Origin of the sequence: Cryobacterium glucosi, from assembly GCF_004402235.1 — a bacterium.
GTDB classification, from domain to species: Bacteria; Actinomycetota; Actinomycetes; order Actinomycetales; family Microbacteriaceae; genus Cryobacterium; species Cryobacterium glucosi.
This window is the reverse complement of sequence record NZ_SOFS01000012.1, coordinates 279,612-299,855: the sequence shown is the minus strand read 5'-3', so window position 1 is coordinate 299,855 and position 20,244 is coordinate 279,612. Positions and strand designations below refer to the sequence as shown.

Here is a 20,244-nt window from a genome sequence, read left to right as displayed (position 1 = left end):
CATGGGACGCACGGGCCTCGTGGCACGCGTCCTGATCGAGTCGACACTGCCCCAGCTCGACCATCTCTTCGATTACGGCATCCCGGACGACCTCGCCGCGGCCGCGCGGCCGGGAGTGCGGGTCCGGGTGCCCCTGCGCTCGGCCGGACGCGTCGCCGACGGCTACCTGATCGAGGTCCTCGATGCCGGGGGAGCCGTCCTCGCGACCCTGAACGCACCGGTGTCCGGCATCGAGCCCCCGAAGGACGCCGCCGCCGACTTCCATGGCGCCCTGAGCCCGGTCGAGGCCATCGTGTCCGCTGCCCCTGTGCTCACGGCGGAGGTCTGGCGGCTCGCACGTCGCGTCGCCGACCGCGCGGCCGGCAACGCGAGCGACGTGCTCCGGCTCGCGATCCCCCCTCGCGCTGTGCGGGTCGAGAAGGCCTGGCTCGCCGCGCAGGACGAAGCCGCGCAGGACGAAGCCGCGCAGGACGAAGCCGAACCTGCTCCGGAAGCCGAACCGGCGGCATCCGCCGGTTTCGCTGACTACCCGGCCGGTCTGCTCGACGCGGCCCTGGCCGAGCAGAGGCGCCTCAGCGTGGCCGCCGTACCCGCCCTCGTCGCCCTGCCGGACGGGCGCACCGTCGGCCACTGGGCCACCACGATGGCCGAACTCGCCACGGCAACCGTTCGGAGCGGGCGAAGCGCCATCCTCTGCGTTCCCGACTACCGCGACCAGGACCAGCTCCAGGCCGCCCTCGATGCCTGCGCGCCCGCGGGAACCGTGAGCAGGGTCGATGCCCGCCAGCCCAACCCCGAGCGCTACCGCGCCTTCCTCGCCTGCCTGGAACCCACCCCGCGGATCATCCTCGGCAACCGGTCTGCGGTCTACGCGCCGGCGCACAACCTCGGGGCGATCCTGCTCTGGGACGACGGGGACCCCCTGCACTCCGAACCGCTCAGCCCCTACGTCCATGCCCGCGACGCAGCACTGGTCCGCCAGGCCCTGAGCGGGTGCGCACTGATGTTCTTCGGGCACACCCGCAGCGTGCCCGTGCAGCGGCTCCTCGAACTGGGCTTTCTCGGCGAGGCGCACCCCCTGAGCCCTCGGCATCCCCGGGTGATCCCTACTGAATTCCAGCTCAGTCCCGACCGCCAGGAGCGGACCAACCGGATCCCCTCCGCCGCCTGGCAGGTGGCCAGGGCCGCCCTCGCTGACGGACCCGTCCTCGTCCAGGTCGCGAGCCCCGGGTACGCGCCGACCCTCGCCTGCCAGACCTGCAAGAAATCGGCCCGCTGCACGCACTGCCAGGGACCGCTCGCCCTCGCGAGCGCGAACGCCGTGCCGTCCTGCCGTTGGTGCGGCAAGCTTGCGGCAGGCTGGAGCTGCCTGCACTGTGAGGGCAGGTCCCTGCGGGTGGTGTCCCTCGGAACCGGGCGCACCGCCGAGGAACTGGGCCGCGCCTTTCCCGGCGCGCTGGTCCTCGTCGCCGACGGGGAGCATCCGCTGCAGCAGATCGGGGCCGCCCCTGCCCTCGTCGTCGCGACGCGCGGTGCCGAGCCGATCCCCGAAGGCGGCTACCGGGCGATCCTCCTGCTCGACGGTGAGAAGATGCTCGCCCGCGAGTCCCTCGGCGTCGCAGAGGACTGCCTGCGCTGGTGGAGCAACGCAGCAGCCCTCGCCGCCCCCGGCGCGTCCGTCATGCTCGCCGGCGTCGGCGGGGCACTCGCGACGGCGCTCAACGCGTGGCAGCCCGGTGCCTTCGCAGCGGCAGAACTCGCTGACCGCAGGCAGCTGCGCTTCCCGCCCGCCGTGCGCGTCGCCTCTGTGACGGGGACCGCCGCCGATGTCGCAGCGGCGGTCGAGGATCTCACGGACGTTCCCGGCCTCGATGTGCTCGGTCCTGTCACAACCGTCGACCCCCTCGTCCGGGCCGTCGTGCGGTTCAACTACGTCGACGGCGACGACGTGGCGAGGCTCGTGAAGGCTGCGATTGTGCGCAATGCAGCGCGCCGCCGCCGGGCCAAGGGCGCCGCCTTCCGCCCGGCACCTACACTCAAAGTACGATTCGACGACCCGGAGCTGCTCTAAATGAAACTCGTATTCGCGGGCACGCCCCAGGTGGCGGTGCCCAGTCTCCAGGCCCTTGCCGACTCGCCGCACTCCATCGCGGCGGTCATCACCCGGGCGGATGCCCCCCTCGGCCGGAAGCGCGTGCTCACCCCGTCACCCCTCGCGCAGGCCGCTGCCGGGCTCGGACTTCCGCTGCTCAAGACCAATCGCCTCGACGCTGCGGCGACGGAACGAATCGAAGCCATCGAACCCGACCTCGGCGTCATCGTCGCATACGGCGGGCTCGTGCGGGAACCCCTGCTCTCCGTTCCCCGCCTCGGCTGGATCAATCTGCACTTCTCCCTGCTGCCGCGCTGGCGCGGGGCAGCGCCCGTGCAGCGCGCCATCATGGCCGGAGACGAACGGACGGGAGCCGCGGTCTTCCAGCTCGTCGCCGAGCTCGACGCCGGCGCCGTGTTCGCGAGCTTCTCCGAACCGATCTCCCGGCACGCGACCGCCGGCGGGCTCCTCGAGTCCCTGAGTCACAGCGGTGCCGTGCTGCTCAGGAACGTCGTCGACCAGCTCGAGGCCGGCACGATCGAGGCGGTGCCCCAGGTGGGCGAGCCGACCACGGCCGCCAAGCTCGGCCTCGCCGACGCCAGGATCGACTGGGCCGCATCCGCTGAGGTCGTCTACAACCGGGTGCGCGGCGTGACGCCGGAACCCGGAGCCTTCACCATGCTCGGCGAAGCGCGCCTCAAGGTCCTCGACCTCGCGCCGACCCACGGCGCCCAGCCGCTTCCGGCGGGCGTGATTCGCGAATTCGACAAGAAAGTGCTGGTTGGAACCGGGACGGAGCCGCTAGAGCTCGTCACGGTGCAACCGGCTGGAAAGACACAGATGAAGGCAATCGACTGGTGGCGCGGCATGGCGGCGACGGACGTGGTCGCCTCATGAGCGTCCAACAGCACCAGGGCTTCGTCCAGCCCGCCCGCCGCGTCGCCTACGAGGTCATCGCGGCCGTCCGTGAGTCGGACGCCTACGCGAACCTGTTGCTGCCGACCCGTATCCAGCGGGCCGCCCTCAGCACGGCGGATGCCGCCCTCGCCACCGAACTGACCTACGGCACCCTGCGCATGCAGGGCTACTACGATCTCGTGATCGCGGAAGCGGCCGGCCGGCCGGTCTCCGCGATCGACCCGGCCATTCTCGACGTACTGCGCCTCGGCGCCCACCAGCTGCTCGCGACGCGCGTCGCGACCCACGCCGCCGTCAACGAATCCGTCGAACTGGCCCGCCAGGTCGGCTCCCGTGCAGCGACGGGCTTCACCAACGGCGTGCTTCGCACCATCTCCCGCTCGACCCCGGAGGAGTGGCGCGAACGGGTCCTCGCCGGAGCAGGCTCCGCGGACGACCGGCTCGCCGCCGAACACTCGCACCCGGTGTGGGTCGTGCGCGCATTCAGGCAGTCGCTGCGCCTCGAAGGCCGTGAGGACGAACTCGAAGACCTGCTTATCGCCGATAACGCCGCCCCCCGGGTCAACATGGTCGCGCTGCCTGGCATCACGACAGCAGAGGAGACCGCCGGCCTCGGCCGACCCAACGAGTACTCCCCGGTCGGGTTCATGCTCGCGGGCGGAGACCCCGTTCACCTCGTCACCGACCACGACGGCCGCATCCGGGTGCAGGACGAGGGTTCGCAGCTCGCAGCACTCACCCTGAGCCGGGCACGCCCCATCACGCCGGGAGAACGCTGGCTTGACCTCTGCGCCGGACCCGGCGGCAAGGCGGCCCTGCTCGCCGCAGAAGCGCGCGCGGGTGGCGCCGAACTCGTTGCAAACGAGCTCGTTCCGGCGAGGGCCACGCTCGTGCGCCGCGCCCTCTCCGCGGTCCCGGGCACCGTTCCGGTCTGGGAACTCGACGGGACCCGCATCGCCGTCAACCACTCCGAGGAATTCGACCGCATCCTGCTCGACGCACCGTGCACGGGTCTCGGCGCACTGCGTCGCCGGCCGGAGGCGCGCTGGCGCAAGCTTCCGCGCGACGTCGCCGAACTCTCCGACCTGCAGTCCGGCCTCATCGACGCGGCGCTCGGCGCACTGAAGCCCGGCGGCCTCCTTGCATACGTCACGTGCTCACCGCACATCGCGGAGAGCCGCGGCATTGTCGCCACGGCGCTGAAGAAGTGGGGAGACCGGGTGCGGGCCGTCGACACGGCCGCGGTCGTCCAGGGATTCAGCGGCACCCCGCTCGACCTGCCGGGCGACGGAACGAGCGTGCAGCTGTGGCCGCACCGCCACGGAACCGACGCGATGTTCATCACCCTGCTCGAGCGCACCGCTTAGCAATACTCGTGAGGTGTCGCATATCGACGTTCGCCGGGCGAATGAAGGTCGATGTGCGACACCTCACGGAGTGGGGTGGCATGCCTGCGGCGATAGGGTGAAGGCATGCCGATCAGGATCAGCCCCAGCATTCTCGCCGCAGACTTCGCGAACCTGGAACGCGACCTCGGTCGCATCCGCACCGCCGACCTCGTGCACGTCGACGTGATGGACAACCATTTCGTGCCGAACCTCACCTTCGGGCTCCCCGTCGCCGAGCGCATCATGCAGGTCTCTGCGCTGCCCGTCGACGCGCACCTCATGATCGAGGATCCGGAACGGTGGGCACCGAAATTCGCCGAGGCCGGAGCGTTCTCCGTGACCTTCCACGGTGAGGCGACGACCAACCCGGTCGCGCTTGCGCGCAAGCTCCGGGCAGCAGGCGCCCGCGCGGGCATCGCCCTGAAGCCGGGCACCGCCATCGAGCCGTACCTCGAGTTCCTCGCCGAATTCGACCAGGTCCTCGTGATGACCGTCGAGCCCGGTTTCGGCGGCCAGAGCTTCCTGCCGTCGACCATGCGCAAGCTCCGCACGGTGGCGGATGCCGTCAGGGCCAGTGGCAGGGACATCTGGCTGCAGGTCGACGGCGGCATCACGGAGGAGACCATCGTCGTGGCCGCAGAGGCGGGCGCGGATACCTTCGTCGCCGGCTCGAGCGTGTTCGGTTTCCCGGATCCCGAGGCCCGGATCGCTCTCCTGAGGACTGCTGCGACCGCGCACTCGCACGCGCACTAGTAACCTAGGGGAGTGAAAACATTCGACAACCTCTTCGCTGAACTGGGCGAAAAAGCACTCAACCGGCCGGAAGGCTCCGGAACCGTCCATGAACTCGACGCGGGAGTGCATGCCATCGGCAAGAAGATCGTCGAAGAAGCTGCCGAAGTCTGGATGGCAGCGGAGTTCCAGAGCGACGAGGAAACCGCCGCAGAGATGAGCCAGCTGCTCTACCACGTGCAGGTCATGATGCTGGCGAAGGGGCTCACCCTCGCCGACGTCTACAAGCACCTCTGAACCGGCCGCCGCAGCGGCCGGCGCCGCCATCCCTACCCCGAGAACTGACCTGCTGAGAGTGTTGAGATGCTGAGAATTGCCGTGCCCAACAAGGGCTCCCTGTCCGAAACCGCGGCGCAGATGCTGCACGAGGCCGGGTACACCGGGCGTCGCGACCCGCGCGACCTCGTCGTGTCCGACCCGCGCAACGGCGTCGAGTTCTTCTACCTGCGTCCGCGGGACATCGCCACCTACGTCGGCAGCGGGGCGCTCGACGTCGGAATCACCGGCCGGGACCTTCTGCTTGATTCCGGCTCCCCGGCACGGGAGATCGCGAGCCTCGACTTCGGCGACTCGACCTTCCGCTTCGCGGGCCCCGCCGGACGCTTCGGCGAGCTGAGTGACCTCGAAGGGCTCCGCGTCGCGACGAGCTACCCCGGTCTCGTCGAAGCCTTCCTGGCCCGTCACTCCGTCACGGTCACCCTCGTGACCCTCGACGGCGCCGTCGAGTCCGCCGTCCAGCTGGGTGTCGCGGATGCTGTCGCCGACGTCGTCTCGACCGGAACGACCCTGCGCAAGGCCGGCCTCGAGATCTTCGGCCCGGTCATCCTCGAATCGACGGCGGTCCTGATCACCTCCGAGAACGAGAACGCCGGCATCCACACGCTCCTCCGCCGTCTGCAGGGCGTGCTCGTCGCCCGCCAGTACGTGCTGATGGACTACGACATCCCGCTCGTCAAACTCGACGCGGCCTGCCTGCTCGCCCCCGGGATCGAGTCACCCACGGTGTCGAGCCTGCACGACCCCGACTGGGTCGCCGTGCGCGTGATGGTCCCGCGTCACGACAGCAACCACATCATGGACGCCCTCTACGAGCTCGGCGCCCGGGCCATCCTGATCAGCGCCATCCACAACGCCCGCCTGTAGAACCCGATTGTGGGCAGAATAGCAACGGGCGGAACAACACTGGGCAGCAGAGCCCCGGAGGTGCAATCGTGAGTCTTGCCGTGCGGGTCATCCCGTGCCTCGACGTGGCCAACGGCCGGGTCGTCAAAGGCGTCAACTTCCAGAACCTCAGGGACGCGGGCGACCCGGTCGAACTGGCGCGACGGTACTACGAGCAGGGTGCAGACGAACTCACGTTCCTCGACGTCACCGCGACCGTCGACAACCGGGCGACGACGTACGACGTCGTGCGCGCCACAGCGGAGCAGGTCTTCATCCCGCTCACCGTCGGCGGCGGGATCCGGGGAGTCGAAGACGTCTCGCGGCTGCAGGCGAGCGGCGCTGACAAGGTCGGCGTCAATAGCGCCGCAATCCTCCGCCCTGCCCTGATCGGCGAGATCGCCGACCGCTTCGGTTCACAGGTGCTCGTGCTGTCCCTCGACGTGAAGCGCAGCGACCGCACGGAATCCGGGTTCGTCGTGACGACCCACGGCGGCCGCACGGAGACCGACCTCGACGCCCTCGCCTGGGCCAGGCTCGCGATCGAACTCGGAGCGGGGGAGCTGCTCGTCAACTCCATCGACGCGGACGGGACCAAGAATGGCTTCGACCTCGAGCTGATCGGCCTCATGCGCGAAATCAGCAGCGTACCCGTGATCGCCTCCGGCGGCGCTGGACGGGTCGAAGATTTTCCGCCCGCGATCCGGGCAGGCGCAGACGCCGTCCTCGCGGCATCCGTCTTTCACAACGGCGAACTCAGTATCGGAGACGTCAAACACGAACTCGCCAGGGAAGGACTCGTGGTGCGCTGATGACACCCCTGCAGACCATCGAGGATGCCCTCGGGTGCGCCGTCTTCAATGCGGACGGCCTCCTGCCCGCCGTGATCCAGCAGTGGGACACCCGCGAGGTGCTCATGCTGGGCTGGATGAACGAGGAAGCCCTCCGGCGGACCTTCTCAGAGGGCCGCGTGACATTCTGGTCACGTTCGCGCCAGGAATACTGGCGCAAGGGCGACACGTCCGGGCACGCTCAGTACGTGCGCGGCGCAGCGTTCGACTGCGACGCAGACACCCTGCTCGTCCAGGTCGACCAGGTCGGCGGGGCCTGCCACACCGGAACCCACACGTGCTTCGACGGGCGGGACATCGACGTCGCCCACGGCGCCAGGCCCGATGCGACAGACCCCGATGCGACAGACCCCGATGCGACAGACCCCGACGCGACAGACGGAGAACACGCATGACGACGGATTCCCAGACGAGTACGGCCGGCACGACGACGGCCGCGCAGTTCGACGCGCTGGTAGCAGGGCACCGCGTCATCCCCGTGATCCGCGAACTCTTCGCGGACGGGGAGACCCCCGTCGGCATCTACCGCAAACTCGCGGCCGGTCAACCGGGCAGCTTCCTGCTCGAGTCGGCGGAACAGGGCGGCATCTGGTCGCGGTTCTCCTTTGTCGGGGTGTCGTCGTTCGGCGTCCTGACCCAGCAGGGTTCGGAAACCCGGTGGATCCCCTACGGCGTCGACGCCGCACGCGTCCTCGGCCCGGCAGCGGCCCAGCCGCCGCTCGAGGCCCTCGCCACCCTGTACGCCCGCTGGCAGACGCCGCGGCTTCCCGGGCACCCGCCGTTGACCGGCGGTCTCGTCGGGTTCATCGGCTGGGAGGCCGTTCGTCAGCTGGAACGCCTGCCCAACCAGCCCACCGCAGACTATGACGTACCAGGCCAGGCCTTCAGTTTCGTGGCAGACCTCGTCGCGATCGACCACAAGTTCGGCACGGTCCAGCTGATCGCCAACGTCCTGAACGACGGGATCGACGCCGCGGACACGCTCTGGGCGACCGCCCAGGCCAGGCTCGATTCGATGCAGGCCAGGCTCGCCGTGCCTGCGGAGGCCTGGCTCGCCGAGGTCGACATGTCGGCCCCCGCGACGATGCGCGCCCGCACCACCCGCGACGACTTCCTGGCCTCCGTCGACACCGCCAAGCGGCACATCGTCGACGGGGACATCTTCCAGGTCGTCATCTCCCAGCGTTTCGACCAGGAGTGCACGGCCGACCCGATCGACGTCTACCGGGTGCTCCGCAGCCTCAACCCGAGCCCGTACATGTACCTGCTCGGCCTCGAGTCCGCGACAGGGGAACCGTACTGGATCGTCGGATCGTCCCCTGAGGCCCTCGTCAAGGTCCAGAACGGGCGCGTGTTCACCCACCCGATCGCCGGATCCAAGCCGCGCGGTACCACCCCGGAGCAGGACGCCGACTTCGAGACCGAGCTCGCCGGTGACCCCAAGGAAGGTGCGGAACACCTGATGCTCGTCGACCTCGCCAGGAACGACCTGCTCAAGGTCTGCGCACCCGGCTCCGTCGAGGTCACCGAGTTCAAACGCATCGAGCGATTCAGCCACATCATGCACCTCGTCTCGTCCGTCGAGGGCAACCTGCTGCAGGGGAAGACGGCCATCGACGTGTTCCGGGCGACCTTCCCGGCCGGAACCCTGTCCGGGGCGCCGAAGCCGCGGGCGCTCGAAATCATCGACGATCTCGAGCCCACCCAGCGCGGTGTCTACGGGGGAGTGGTCGGCTACTTCGGGTTCGCCGGGGACGCGGACCTGGCCATCGCCATCCGCACCGCCACGATCAGCAACGGTGTGGCCAGGGTGCAGGCCGGGGGAGGCCTCGTCGCAGACTCCGATCCCGCGAGCGAGTTCCAGGAATCGGTCAACAAGGCCGCGGCACCGCTGCGCGCCGTCGCGATCGCCAACGCCATGAAGCGGGTGCACTAGGTGAAGCGAACCGGTCGCACCCTCAAGCTCCGGCTGGTGCTCCTCGTCATCGCCGCGAGCGGACTCGCGCTCCTCGCCTGGAGCCAGGTCTGGATCGACGTGCGCGTCGTGCAGGGGTCATCGACCGTCGACCTGCCGATCAGCGGTTCGACCGCAGCGGGCGCGCTGAGCGCCCTCGCCCTCGCCGGGCTCGCCCTCGCCGGCGCACTCACGATCGCGGGCCCCGTGATCCGGGTCGTACTCGGCGCCCTCGAGGTGCTTCTCGGCTTCTCGGTCTCCCTCGGTGCCGGCCTCGCCATCGGCAACCCCGCCGCAGCGAGCGCGGCCGCGATCACCAAAGCGACGGGCATCGCGGGTAACGCCTCGATCCAGGACGGCGTCACTGCGGCCGCCCTCACACCCTGGGCCTTCGCCGGCTTCGCGGCCGGTGTCATCATGGCCGCGGCCGGTGTCGGCATCCTCGTCACGAATCGCCGCTGGCCCGGCGCGACGAGTCGATACCAGGCCGTGCGCTTCGAGCCCGCGGACGGTGCACCCGGCGGCCAGCCGGCTGCTTCCGCCGGTGAAGACGCGCGAGAGGATGCCGTCATCACCTGGGACGGGCTCACGCGCGGCGATGATCCCACCGAAACGGCCGGTGACCGGTGATCGGCGCCGCCGCTAGACTTGAGCCGCACCAGGACCCACAATCCACGCGTCCGCAGATGACGCCCATGCGTACGCAGTTGACGCCCAGAAGGAGAACCATGAGCTTCGAGTCGGTAGACCCAGGCGAAGGCCACTCGATCGCGGCCTGGACGGCTGTCGTCGTCATGCTCGTCGCGATCACGATCGGCACCGTCGCCTTCTTCCTCGATGTGCCGTGGCTGGTGTGGGCCTCTGTCGTCCTCCTCGTCCTCGGCCCGATCGCCGGGTTCGTACTGAGCCGGCTGGGCTACGGCGTCGCCGACGCAGCGCCGCACGAAAGTCATTAGCCGAGTGCTGTCCGAACTCCTCGCCGGGGCACTGTCAGACGCCGCTGAACGGCGCCTCACCCGTCCGTTCGCCGCCGTCGAATCGGCGGCCCTCGATCGCGCCCCCGCCATCGACGCACTGCACGCCCTCGCACCGGCCGACAGGGTCAAGATCATCGCGGAAGTGAAGCGGGCGAGTCCTTCCCGGGGCACCCTCGCCGAGATCTCGGACCCTGCCGCCCTCGCCGTCTCCTATGAGTTCGGCGGGGCGAGCGCCATCAGCGTGCTCACAGAGGGACGCCGTTTCCTCGGGTCCCTCGCCGACCTCGAACAGGTGCGATCCGCCGTGTCCATCCCTGTCCTCCGCAAGGACTTCATCGGCGAGCCGTACCAGGTCCTCGAGGCCAGGGCCGCGGGCGCAGACCTCGTGCTCCTCATCGTCGCGGCACTCGACCAGGCCACCCTCGGGTCCCTCCAGGCCCTCGTCCGCGAACTCGGCATGACGGCCCTCGTCGAGACCCATAGCGCCGAAGAAGTCGACCGTGCGCTGGATATCGGTGCAAGCCTCGTCGGGGTCAACGCCCGCGACCTGTCGACGTTCCAGCTCGACCAGGAGCTCTTCGGCCGCCTCGCAGACCGGATCCCCTCCGGTGTCATCCGCGTCGCCGAATCAGCGGTCAAGACGGCCGCGGACGTCGCCCACTATCGTGCCGCCGGCGCCGACGTCGTCCTCGTCGGCGAAGCGCTCGTCACGAACGATCCCATCCTCACCCTTACCGAATTTCTGGCGGTCTAAATGTCCACGTCCCTTCGAACCGAAACAGGCCCGTACTTCGGCGACTTCGGAGGCCGGTTCGTCCCGGAGTCGCTCGTCGCAGCCCTCGACGAGCTCACGAACGAATATGCGCTGGCCAAGGTCGACCCGGCCTTCGCCGCTGAGCTGATGGAACTGCACAGGAGCTACACCGGCCGACCGTCGATCATCACGGAGGTGCCGCGGTTCGCCGCGCACGCCGGCGGCGCCCGGGTGATCCTCAAGCGCGAAGACCTCAACCACACCGGGTCACACAAGATCAACAACGCCCTCGGCCAGGCGCTTCTTACCAAGCGCATCGGCAAGACCCGGGTCATCGCCGAGACCGGCGCCGGCCAGCACGGCGTCGCGACCGCGACCGTCGCCGCGCTGTTCGGGCTCGAGTGCGTCGTCTACATGGGCGAGGTCGACACCGAACGGCAGGCCCTCAACGTCGCACGGATGCGCCTCCTCGGTGCAGAGGTCGTCTCCGTCCGCACCGGGTCGCGCACCCTGAAGGACGCGATCAACGACGCCATGCGCGACTGGGTCACGAACGTCGAGACCACCAACTACATCTTCGGCACCGTCGCAGGTCCGCACCCCTTCCCCGCGATGGTGCGCGACTTCCAGAAGATCATCGGAGAAGAGGCCCGCGCCCAGGTGCTCGAACTCACCGGGCGCCTCCCCGACGCCGTCACCGCGTGCGTCGGCGGCGGTTCCAACGCCATCGGAATCTTCGACGCCTTCCTGGACGACCCTGCTGTCGCCCTCTACGGGTACGAAGCAGGCGGAGAGGGCATCGAGACCCCGCGCCACGCCGCGACCCTGACCAAGGGACGCCCGGGGATCCTGCACGGGGCGCGCAGCCTCATGCTGCAGGACGAGGACGGCCAGACCGTCGAGTCGCACTCCATCTCGGCCGGACTCGACTACCCGGGGGTCGGACCGGAGCACTCCTGGCTCTCGACCATCGGACGGGCGACGTACCTGCCCGTCACCGACGCCGCGGCGATGGACGCGTTCCGCCTCCTCAGCCGCACGGAGGGCATCATCCCGGCGATCGAGTCGGCCCATGCCCTCGCCGGAACCCTCGAGCTCGGCAAACGGCTCGGACCGGAGGCGACCATCCTGGTCAGCCTCAGCGGTCGCGGGGACAAGGACATGGAAACGGCGGGCCGATACTTCGACCTGCTCGACGAGGGTGCACAGCAGCTATGACCGCAACGACGAAGACCAGCACACCGATGACGCCCAACCGCACCAGCAGGGTCGAAGCCACGATCGCCCGGCGCAAGGCAGAGGGCGGCGGTGCCCTGATCGGCTATCTTCCCGTCGGATTCCCCACCCTCGCTGAGAGCATCGAGGCCGCCGTCGCCCTCGCGGAGAACGGCGTCGACATCATCGAGCTCGGGCTCCCGTACTCCGACCCCGTGATGGACGGCCCCGTGATCCAGGCGGCCACCCAGCAGGCCCTCGCCAACGGTTTCCGGCTCCGCCACGGAATCGAAGCCGTCGCGGCGATCACCGCACGCGTCGACGCCCCTGTCCTCGTGATGACCTACTGGAACCCGATCCTGCAGTACGGGGTCGACCGCTTCGCCGACGACCTGCTCGCCGCAGGCGGCGCAGGCCTGATCACCCCCGACCTCATCCCCGACGACGCAGCAGACTGGTTCGCGGCGAGCGACCGCACCGGGCTCGACCGGGTCTTCCTCGCCGCGCCCTCGTCGTCAGACGAACGGCTCGCCCACGCGGTCGAGGTCAGCCGGGGTTTCGTGTACGCCGTCTCCACCATGGGCATCACCGGGGCGCGTTCCGACGTCGACTCGGCCGCCCGCATCCTGATCGACCGGCTGCGCCTCGCCGGCGCGACGAGCGCGTGCGTCGGGCTCGGGATCTCGACACCGGAGCAGGTGCGCGAGATCCTCGGCTACGCGGACGGCGCCATCGTCGGTTCCGCGCTGGTCAAGGCGCTGTCCGACGGGGGAGTCCCCGCCCTCGGAGCCCTGGCCGCCCGGCTTGCAGCCGGAGCGACCGGGATCCGCGCCGCCGTTTAGGGCACGCGACCGTTTAGGGTAAGTTGACCGAGGCGAGCTCCCACGCTTCCCCGCTACGAAAGGTAATACCCAGGTGTCTTTTCTGCTGAGCATTCCGAGCCCAGGCCCCGAGTGGAGTTCTTTCAACCTCGGTATGTTCCCGATCCACGCGTACGCGCTGTGCATCCTGGCCGGCATCATCGCGGCGACGGTCATGACGAGCAGGCGCCTCAGCAATCGCGGCGGCGAGCCGGGCGTCGTGCTCGACATCATCCTCTGGGCCGTTCCGCTCGGCATCGTCGGCGCCCGGGCGTACCACGTGCTCACCCACCCTGCCGACTACTTCTACGCCGGTGCGAACCCCTGGGAGGTCTTCGCGATCTGGCACGGCGGAAACGCCATCTTCGGTGCGCTCATCGGCGGGGCCGTCGGAGCATACATCGGCTGCCGGATCTCCGGCGTGAAATTCTGGTCCTTCGCGGATGCCCTCGCCCCCGGAATGCTCATCGCGCAGGCGATGGGACGCCTCGGCAACTGGTTCAACACCGAACTGTTCGGCCTGCCGACGACCCTGCCCTGGGGCCTCGAGGTGCCGTCGACCAACCCGGCCTTCCCCGTCGGGCTCCCGGCCGGCACCCTGTTCCACCCGACCTTCCTCTACGAGATGATCTGGAACACGATCGGCGTGATCGTCATCCTCCTCATCGAACGCCGGATCACGCTCCGCTGGGGCCGCGCCTTCGGTGTGTACCTGGTCTGGTACGGCCTCGGCCGGACGTTCTTCGAATCGATCCGCATCGACCCGAGCGAGATCTTCTTCGGAATCCGCACCAACGTCTGGGCAGCGATCATCGCGGTGGTCCTCGGCATCATCCTCATCGTGGTGCAGGGCCGCAGGCACCCCGGACTCGAAGTCAGCGTCTATCGCCCAGGTCGGGAATGGAAGCGCCCCGTCCCTGAGGTAGAATCTGAAGAGTTTGATACGGATTTCGAGGACCACGGTGATGAGGCCGTCGAACCCGCCGCATCGGGCGACGTTGCAGCCACAAGCACCAGCAACCCGCGCCTCCAGGCCTGAGACCGTACACCCGGCTCCCGCCTCCCTCCCGGTACGACGGGTCGGCGCGCAACTGTACGCAGATGATCTCCACCCCCGCGGGCCAGCGTCGTCCCCACTTGCCAGCTATCTCTGAGGACGGTCCCATGCCGCAGTCACCCCTCTTTTCCCGCTTCAGCACCGTTCCCCAGCCCCAGGGGCTGTACAACCCTGCCGACGAGCGGGACGCCTGCGGGCTCGCCATGGTCGCGACACTCCGCGGAACCGCCGGGCACGACATCATCACGATCGCCCTCGACGCCCTCCGGAACCTCGAACACCGCGGCGCGGTCGGGTCAGACGCCGGAACCGGCGACGGCGCAGGCATCATCACGCAGATCCCGCACGACTTCCTGAGCCAGGTCGTCGAATTCGAGCTCCCCGCCGCCGGGCGGTACGCCGTCGGCAACGTGTTCCTCCCGACAGACCCGACCGAACGCAGCGCCGTCAAGCGCCAGATCGGCCGGATCGCCCAGGAGGAGTGCCTCGAGATCCTCGGCTGGCGCGAAGTCCCCGTGCGCCCCGACGAGGTCGGAAACCTGGCCAGGGCGGCCATGCCCGCGATCCAGCAGCTCTTCGTCCAGAGTTCGCGCACGGAGGACGACGGTGAACGCGTCGCGGACATCGCGCTCGACCGCCAGACCGTCCGGCTGCGGAAGCGCGCGGAGCGGGAACTCGAGACGTACTTCGCGTCGCTCTCCTGCCGCACCCTGGTCTACAAGGGCATGGTCACGACCCTCCAGCTCGAACCTTTCTACCCGGACCTCTCCGACCCGCGCTTCGTCTCGAAGCTCGCCCTCGTGCACTCCCGGTACTCGACCAACACCTTCCCGTCGTGGCCGCTCGCGCAGCCGTTCCGGATGATCGCGCACAACGGTGAGATCAACACCGTGCAGGGCAACCGCAACTGGATGCGCGCGCGCCAGTCCCAGCTCGAATCCTCCCTGCTCGGAGACCTCGCCCCGCTGCTGCCGATCGTCACCCCCGGCGGCAGCGACTCCGCGTCCTTCGACGAGGTCGTCGAGCTCCTGAGCCTCTCCGGCCGCTCCCTGCCGCACGCCGTCATGATGATGGTCCCTGAGGCCTGGGAGAACCAGACCGCGCTCGACGAGGAACGACGCGCGTTCTACGAGTACCACTCGATGCTGATGGAGCCGTGGGACGGTCCCGCGGCGATCGTCTTCACCGACGGTTCCCTCGTCGGCGCCACGCTCGACCGCAACGGGCTCCGCCCCGGCCGGTACCTGATCACCGACGACGGCCTCGTCGTGCTCGCGAGCGAGATCGGCGTGCTCGACATCGACCCCGCCCGCGTGGTCCGCAAGGGCCGGCTCCGCCCCGGCAAGATGTTCCTCGTCGACACCGTCGCGGGCCGGCTGATCGAGGACGACGAGATCAAGGCAGAACTCGCCGCGATGGAACCGTGGGGGGACTGGCTCGACGCCGGCCGGATCAACCTCAAGGACCTCCCTGAGCGCGAGCACATCGTGCACCCGCCGGCATCCGTCGTGCGCCGCCAGCGCACCTTCGGCTACACCGAAGAAGAAGTGCGCATCCTGCTCGCCCCGATGGCCCGCACCGGCGGGGAACCCCTCGGCGCCATGGGCAGCGACACGCCGATCGCCGTTCTGAGCGACCGGCCCCGGCTCATCTTCGACTACTTCACCCAGCAGTTCGCCCAGGTGACAAACCCGCCCCTCGACTCGATCCGGGAGGAGGTCGTGACCTCCCTCAAGCTCGGACTCGGGCCGGAGCGGAACCTCCTGTCCGTCGGACCGGAGCATGCGCGCCAGGTGGTCCTGGACTTCCCGGTCATCGACAACGACGAACTCGCCAAGATCCAGCACATCGACCCCGCCCCCGGCAGCCGGACGACCTCGACCATCCGGGGCCTGTACCGTTTCGACGATGGCCCGGACGCCCTGGCCAACCGCATCGACGCGATGTGCCTCGAAGTCGACGACGCCATCGAGGCCGGAGCCCGTTTCATCGTGCTCTCCGACCGCGATTCCAACAAGGATCTCGCGCCGATCCCGTCGCTCCTGATGATCGCCGCCGTGCACCACCACCTGATCCGCACGGAGAACCGGATGAAGGTCGGCATTGTCGTCGAGGCCGGTGACGTGCGCGAGGTGCACCACGTCGCGCTCCTGATCGGCTATGGCGCCTCAGCGGTCAACCCGTACCTCGCGATGGAAACCTGCGAGGACCTGGTCCGCAGCGGGTACATCACGAACGTCTCACCCGAGAAGGCCGTGCGCAACGTCATCAAGGCCCTGGGCAAGGGCGTGCTCAAGATCATGTCCAAGATGGGCATCTCGACGGTGTCGTCCTATGCGGGAGCCCAGACCTTCGAGGCCGTCGGCCTGAGCCAGGACTTTGTCGCCCAGTACTTCACCGGGACGACGAGCAAGCTCGGCGGCATCGGCATCGATGTCATCGCCGCGGAAAACGAAGCACGCCACGCCTCGGCCTACCCGGAAGATGCAGCGGTCACGGCGCACGAACGCCTCAGCACCGGCGGCGAGTACCAGTGGCGCCGCGACGGCTCCCCGCACCTGTTCAACCCGGAGACGATCTTCCGGCTCCAGCACGCGACCAGGACCGGCCGTTACGACATCTTCCGCGAGTACACCAAACTCGTCGACGACCAGGCCGAGAGCCTCATGACGCTCCGCGGCATGTTCACCTTCGACACGCACAAGCGGCACCCCGTACCCCTCGACGAGGTCGAATCGGTCGCGTCGATCGTCACGCGCTTCGCGACCGGTGCGATGAGCTACGGCTCGATCTCCCCGGAGGCCCACGAAACCCTTGCGATCGCCATGAACCGGATCGGCGGCAAGTCGAACACCGGGGAGGGCGGCGAGGACCTCGACCGGCTGATCGACCCGCAGCGCCGCAGCGCCGTCAAGCAGGTCGCCTCCGGACGGTTCGGGGTGACGAGCATGTACCTGTCGCACGCCGACGACATCCAGATCAAACTCGCCCAGGGAGCCAAGCCCGGTGAGGGCGGCCAGCTGCCGCCGACCAAGGTGTATCCCTGGATCGCGCGCACCCGGCACGCCACGGCGGGCGTCGGTCTGATCTCACCGCCGCCGCACCACGACATCTACTCGATCGAAGACCTCAAGCAGCTCATCTTCGACCTCAAACGGGCGAACCCGGATGCTCGCATCCACACGAAGCTCGTCAGCCAGTCCGGCATCGGCGCTGTCGCTGCCGGCGTCGCCAAGGCGTTGTCGGACGTGATCCTGGTCTCCGGCCATGACGGCGGCACCGGGGCGAGCCCGCTCAACTCGCTCAAGCACGCGGGGACGCCCTGGGAACTCGGACTCGCGGAAACCCAGCAGACCCTGATGCTCAACGGCCTGCGTGACCGCGTCGTCCTGCAGGTCGACGGCCAGCTCAAGACCGGCAGGGACGTCATCATCGGCGCGCTGCTCGGAGCGGAGGAGTTCGGCTTCGCGACCGCGCCCCTGATCGTCGAGGGTTGCGTCATGATGCGGGTCTGTCACCTTGACACCTGCCCTGTCGGCGTCGCCACCCAGAACCCCGAGCTGCGGAAGCGCTTCACGGGCAAGGCAGACCATGTCGTGAACTTCTTCGAGTTCATCGCCCAGGAGGTGCGCGAGTATCTCGCGGAGCTCGGCTTCCGCAGCCTCCAGGAGGCCGTCGGCCACCACGAGATCCTCGACGTCGACGGCGCACTCGAACACTGGAAGGCAGCGGGCCTCGACCTCGCGCCGATCCTCGACGGACCTGACTTCCCGGATTCCGAGCCGAGACAGTTCGGTCGACCCCAGGAACACGAACTCGACAAACACTTCGACAACGAGCTCATCAGGCGCGCGGGAAGCGTGCTCGAGCACGGCGGCCGGGTCGAGATCGCCCTGCCGATCCGCAACACCGAACGGGCCGTCGGCACGATGCTCGGCCACGAGGTGACGATCCGGCACGGCGAGAACGGCCTTCCGGCCGGCTCGATCGACGTGACGCTGACCGGTTCGGCGGGACAGTCGTTCGGGGCCTTCCTGCCGGGCGGGATCACCCTCAGGCTGGAAGGCGACTCGAACGACTACGTCGGAAAGGGCCTCTCCGGCGGTCAGATCGTGGTCCGCCCCGACCGTTCGAGCATCTTCTCCGCCGAGGAGAACGTCATTGCCGGCAACGTGATCGGCTACGGCGCCACCCAGGGCAGCATGTTCATCCGCGGCATCGTCGGCGAACGGTTCCTGGTGCGCAACTCCGGAGCGACCGCGGTCGTCGAAGGCGTCGGGGACCACGCCCTCGAATACATGACGGGCGGGCTCGCCCTGATCCTCGGCCAGACCGGCCGCAATCTCGGTGCGGGCATGAGCGGCGGCACCGCATACGTCTACGGACTCCGCACGGAGGACGTCAACAGCCAGGCGCTCGAGTCCGGGGAGCTCACTCTTCTCCCGCTCGGAAGCGCCGACAGGGAGATCGTCAGCGATCTCCTCGAACAACACCGGGACCAGACGGATTCCGTGCTCGCCGCGGCTCTCCTGTCGGATCTCGAAACAACCATGTCCACATTCGTCAAGGTTCTGCCGCGGGACTACGCCGCCGTCCTGGCGACCAGGCAGAACGCCGTCGCCGAGGGTCTCGACCCCGACGGCGACGTCGTCTGGAACCGCATCCTGGAGGTTACCAATGGCTGATCCGAAGGGATTCCTCACGACGAAGGCGCGCGAACTGCCGCCGCGTCGCCCGGTGTCCGTGCGCCTGATGGACTGGAAAGAGGTCTACGAACAGGGAGACGCCGCCGTTCTCAAACGGCAGGCCGGCCGCTGCATGGACTGCGGCGTTCCCTTCTGCCACCAGGGCTGCCCGCTCGGCAACCTGATTCCGGAGTGGAACGATCTCACCTGGCGGGAGGAAGGCAGGCAGGCCATCGAGCGCCTGCACTCCACGAACAACTTCCCTGAGTTCACCGGACGGCTCTGCCCGGCCCCGTGCGAGTCTGCGTGCGTCCTCGCGATCAGCCAGCCAGCCGTGACGATCAAGCAGGTCGAGGTCTCGATCATCGACCAGGCCTTCTCCAACGGCTGGGTGCAGCCGCAGCCGCCGGGGCGCCTGACCGGCAAGACGGTCGCCGTCGTCGGATCGGGGCCCGCCGGTCTCGCCGCGGCCCAGCAGCTCACCCGCGCAGGTCACACGGTCGCCGTGTTCGAACGCGACGACAGGATCGGCGGCCTGCTCCGCTACGGCATCCCCGACTTCAAGATGGAGAAGAAGCACCTCGACCTGCGCCTTGCGCAGATGACGGCGGAGGGAACCCGGTTCCGCGCCGGCGTGAACATCGGCGTCGACATCACCTGGGACGACCTCAGAGCCAGGTACGACGCCGTGGTCGTCGCGACCGGTGCGCTCGTACCCCGCGACCTGCCCGTCCCCGGCCGCGACCTCCCCGGCGTGCACTTCGCGATGGAATACCTCGTGCAGCAGAACCGCACGGGCGCTGGGGACACGGTCGACAGCCAGATCACCGCAGAGGGCAAGCATGTCGTCGTCCTCGGTGGTGGCGACACCGGCGCCGACTGCATCGGCACGGCGCACCGCCAGCTCGCGGCATCCGTCACGAACCTCGCGATCGGCAGGCAGCCCGGCACAGAACGGCCCGAACACCAGCCGTGGCCGATGTCCGCGACCCTGTTCGAGGTCTCGAGCGCCCACGAAGAGGGCGGCACCCGCGAATACCTCGCCTCGACGATCGAGTTCCTCTCCAACGAGGCCGGCGAGGTGCGCGCCATCCGCGTCGCTGAAACCGAGTACCTCGATGGCCGGCGCGTGCCCAAGGCGGGTACGGAACGTGAAATCCCCGCGGACCTCGTACTCCTCGCACTCGGATTCACCGGCCCGGAATCGGCGGAGCTCACCAGCCAGCTGCACGTGCCGCTCGATGGGCGGAGTAATGTCGTTCGAGACGGTAACTACCAAACCAGCCGTGAGGGCGTGTTCGTCGCCGGCGATGCCGGTCGCGGACAGTCCCTCATCGTCTGGGCGATCGCTGAAGGTCGTGCTGCTGCAGCCGCCGTCGATCGATTCCTCGAAGGTGAGACACAACTACCTGCTCCGGTCAAACCGACCGACCATGCCTTCGCCATCTAACGGTCCCTGTGAAGTGAGCGATTAGCCGGAGGACGCCACCAAGCGGCCTCCAGAACCACAGAACAAGAATGCGCCTACCCGGCGCGGAAA

At 68.8% G+C, this 20,244-nt stretch carries 17 protein-coding genes; all 17 read left to right on the top strand.

Translation table 11 applies throughout. The annotated features are described in order from the left end of the window. Position 1: 1 nt before the first annotated feature. The 17 genes from E3O46_RS04025 (at position 2) to E3O46_RS03945 (ending at position 20,154) form a co-directional block, all read left to right on the top strand. The gene (locus E3O46_RS04025; protein WP_134448743.1) at positions 2-2,071 is read left to right on the top strand and encodes a primosomal protein N' family DNA-binding protein; all 2,070 of its coding nucleotides are present in this window, start codon (positions 2-4) and stop codon (positions 2,069-2,071) included. Then, a complete protein-coding gene (fmt, locus tag E3O46_RS04020; RefSeq protein WP_134448742.1) occupies positions 2,072-2,989 on the top strand; it encodes a methionyl-tRNA formyltransferase in 918 nt (305 codons plus the stop codon). After that, a complete protein-coding gene (locus E3O46_RS04015) occupies positions 2,986-4,377 on the top strand; it encodes an RsmB/NOP family class I SAM-dependent RNA methyltransferase (protein WP_134448741.1) in 1,392 nt (463 codons plus the stop codon). The genes fmt and E3O46_RS04015 overlap by 4 nt, the downstream gene beginning before the upstream one ends. A 105-nt stretch (positions 4,378-4,482) precedes the next feature. Then, positions 4,483-5,151 carry a ribulose-phosphate 3-epimerase gene (gene rpe / locus E3O46_RS04010; RefSeq protein WP_134448740.1) on the top strand — a complete coding sequence of 223 codons (669 nt, stop codon included), beginning with the start codon at positions 4,483-4,485 and terminating at the stop codon, positions 5,149-5,151. 12 nt (positions 5,152-5,163) lie between these two features. Further along, positions 5,164-5,427 (top strand): phosphoribosyl-ATP diphosphatase, encoded by a 264-nt coding sequence (locus E3O46_RS04005; protein WP_134561152.1) that lies wholly within the window; start codon positions 5,164-5,166, stop codon positions 5,425-5,427. A gap of 66 nt (positions 5,428-5,493) precedes the next feature. After that, positions 5,494-6,333, top strand: coding sequence for an ATP phosphoribosyltransferase (gene hisG / locus E3O46_RS04000; RefSeq protein ID WP_134448738.1), 840 nt, complete (start codon positions 5,494-5,496; stop codon positions 6,331-6,333). Between the two features lie 68 nt (positions 6,334-6,401). Further along, positions 6,402-7,163 (top strand): imidazole glycerol phosphate synthase subunit HisF, encoded by a 762-nt coding sequence (gene hisF / locus E3O46_RS03995; RefSeq protein ID WP_134448737.1) that lies wholly within the window; start codon positions 6,402-6,404, stop codon positions 7,161-7,163. Beyond that, positions 7,163-7,597 (top strand): phosphoribosyl-AMP cyclohydrolase, encoded by a 435-nt coding sequence (hisI, locus tag E3O46_RS03990; RefSeq protein WP_134561151.1) that lies wholly within the window; start codon positions 7,163-7,165, stop codon positions 7,595-7,597. The genes hisF and hisI overlap by 1 nt, the downstream gene beginning before the upstream one ends. After that, positions 7,594-9,138, top strand: coding sequence for an anthranilate synthase component I (locus tag E3O46_RS03985; RefSeq protein WP_134448735.1), 1,545 nt, complete (start codon positions 7,594-7,596; stop codon positions 9,136-9,138). Before hisI ends, E3O46_RS03985 begins: the two co-directional genes overlap by 4 nt. Beyond that, positions 9,139-9,786: a Trp biosynthesis-associated membrane protein gene (locus E3O46_RS03980; RefSeq protein ID WP_134448734.1), complete on the top strand. Its 648-nt coding sequence runs from the start codon at positions 9,139-9,141 to the stop codon at positions 9,784-9,786. Positions 9,787-9,884: 98 nt separating this feature from the next. After that, positions 9,885-10,112 carry a DUF6704 family protein gene (locus E3O46_RS03975; protein ID WP_134448733.1) on the top strand — a complete coding sequence of 76 codons (228 nt, stop codon included), beginning with the start codon at positions 9,885-9,887 and terminating at the stop codon, positions 10,110-10,112. 4 nt (positions 10,113-10,116) lie between these two features. Further along, the gene (gene trpC, locus E3O46_RS03970) at positions 10,117-10,887 is read left to right on the top strand and encodes an indole-3-glycerol phosphate synthase TrpC (RefSeq protein ID WP_134448732.1); all 771 of its coding nucleotides are present in this window, start codon (positions 10,117-10,119) and stop codon (positions 10,885-10,887) included. Continuing rightward, positions 10,888-12,105, top strand: a complete 1,218-nt coding sequence (gene trpB, locus E3O46_RS03965) for a tryptophan synthase subunit beta (RefSeq protein ID WP_134560083.1) — start codon at positions 10,888-10,890, stop codon at positions 12,103-12,105. Next, the gene (trpA, locus tag E3O46_RS03960; protein WP_420897716.1) at positions 12,102-12,944 is read left to right on the top strand and encodes a tryptophan synthase subunit alpha; all 843 of its coding nucleotides are present in this window, start codon (positions 12,102-12,104) and stop codon (positions 12,942-12,944) included. The genes trpB and trpA overlap by 4 nt, the downstream gene beginning before the upstream one ends. Before the next feature lie 73 nt (positions 12,945-13,017). Beyond that, positions 13,018-14,001: a prolipoprotein diacylglyceryl transferase gene (lgt, locus tag E3O46_RS03955; RefSeq protein ID WP_416173107.1), complete on the top strand. Its 984-nt coding sequence runs from the start codon at positions 13,018-13,020 to the stop codon at positions 13,999-14,001. A 125-nt stretch (positions 14,002-14,126) separates the two neighbouring features. Then, positions 14,127-18,704, top strand: a complete 4,578-nt coding sequence (gene gltB, locus E3O46_RS03950) for a glutamate synthase large subunit (protein WP_134561150.1) — start codon at positions 14,127-14,129, stop codon at positions 18,702-18,704. Continuing rightward, positions 18,697-20,154: a glutamate synthase subunit beta gene (locus E3O46_RS03945; RefSeq protein WP_134448729.1), complete on the top strand. Its 1,458-nt coding sequence runs from the start codon at positions 18,697-18,699 to the stop codon at positions 20,152-20,154. Before gltB ends, E3O46_RS03945 begins: the two co-directional genes overlap by 8 nt. Positions 20,155-20,244: the final 90 nt, after the last annotated feature.

Coding starts and splice junctions, on each gene's coding strand:
- trpB (WP_134560083.1), top strand. CDS start 10,888: ATGTCCACGTCCCTTCGAACCGAAACAGGCCCGTACTTCGGCGACTTC.
- trpA (WP_420897716.1), top strand. CDS start 12,102: ATGACCGCAACGACGAAGACCAGCACACCGATGACGCCCAACCGCACC.
- fmt (WP_134448742.1), top strand. CDS start 2,072: ATGAAACTCGTATTCGCGGGCACGCCCCAGGTGGCGGTGCCCAGTCTC.
- E3O46_RS03985 (WP_134448735.1), top strand. CDS start 7,594: ATGACGACGGATTCCCAGACGAGTACGGCCGGCACGACGACGGCCGCG.
- E3O46_RS04015 (WP_134448741.1), top strand. CDS start 2,986: ATGAGCGTCCAACAGCACCAGGGCTTCGTCCAGCCCGCCCGCCGCGTC.
- E3O46_RS03945 (WP_134448729.1), top strand. CDS start 18,697: ATGGCTGATCCGAAGGGATTCCTCACGACGAAGGCGCGCGAACTGCCG.
- rpe (WP_134448740.1), top strand. CDS start 4,483: ATGCCGATCAGGATCAGCCCCAGCATTCTCGCCGCAGACTTCGCGAAC.
- hisI (WP_134561151.1), top strand. CDS start 7,163: ATGACACCCCTGCAGACCATCGAGGATGCCCTCGGGTGCGCCGTCTTC.
- E3O46_RS03975 (WP_134448733.1), top strand. CDS start 9,885: ATGAGCTTCGAGTCGGTAGACCCAGGCGAAGGCCACTCGATCGCGGCC.
- gltB (WP_134561150.1), top strand. CDS start 14,127: ATGCCGCAGTCACCCCTCTTTTCCCGCTTCAGCACCGTTCCCCAGCCC.
- hisG (WP_134448738.1), top strand. CDS start 5,494: ATGCTGAGAATTGCCGTGCCCAACAAGGGCTCCCTGTCCGAAACCGCG.
- E3O46_RS04025 (WP_134448743.1), top strand. CDS start 2: ATGGGACGCACGGGCCTCGTGGCACGCGTCCTGATCGAGTCGACACTG.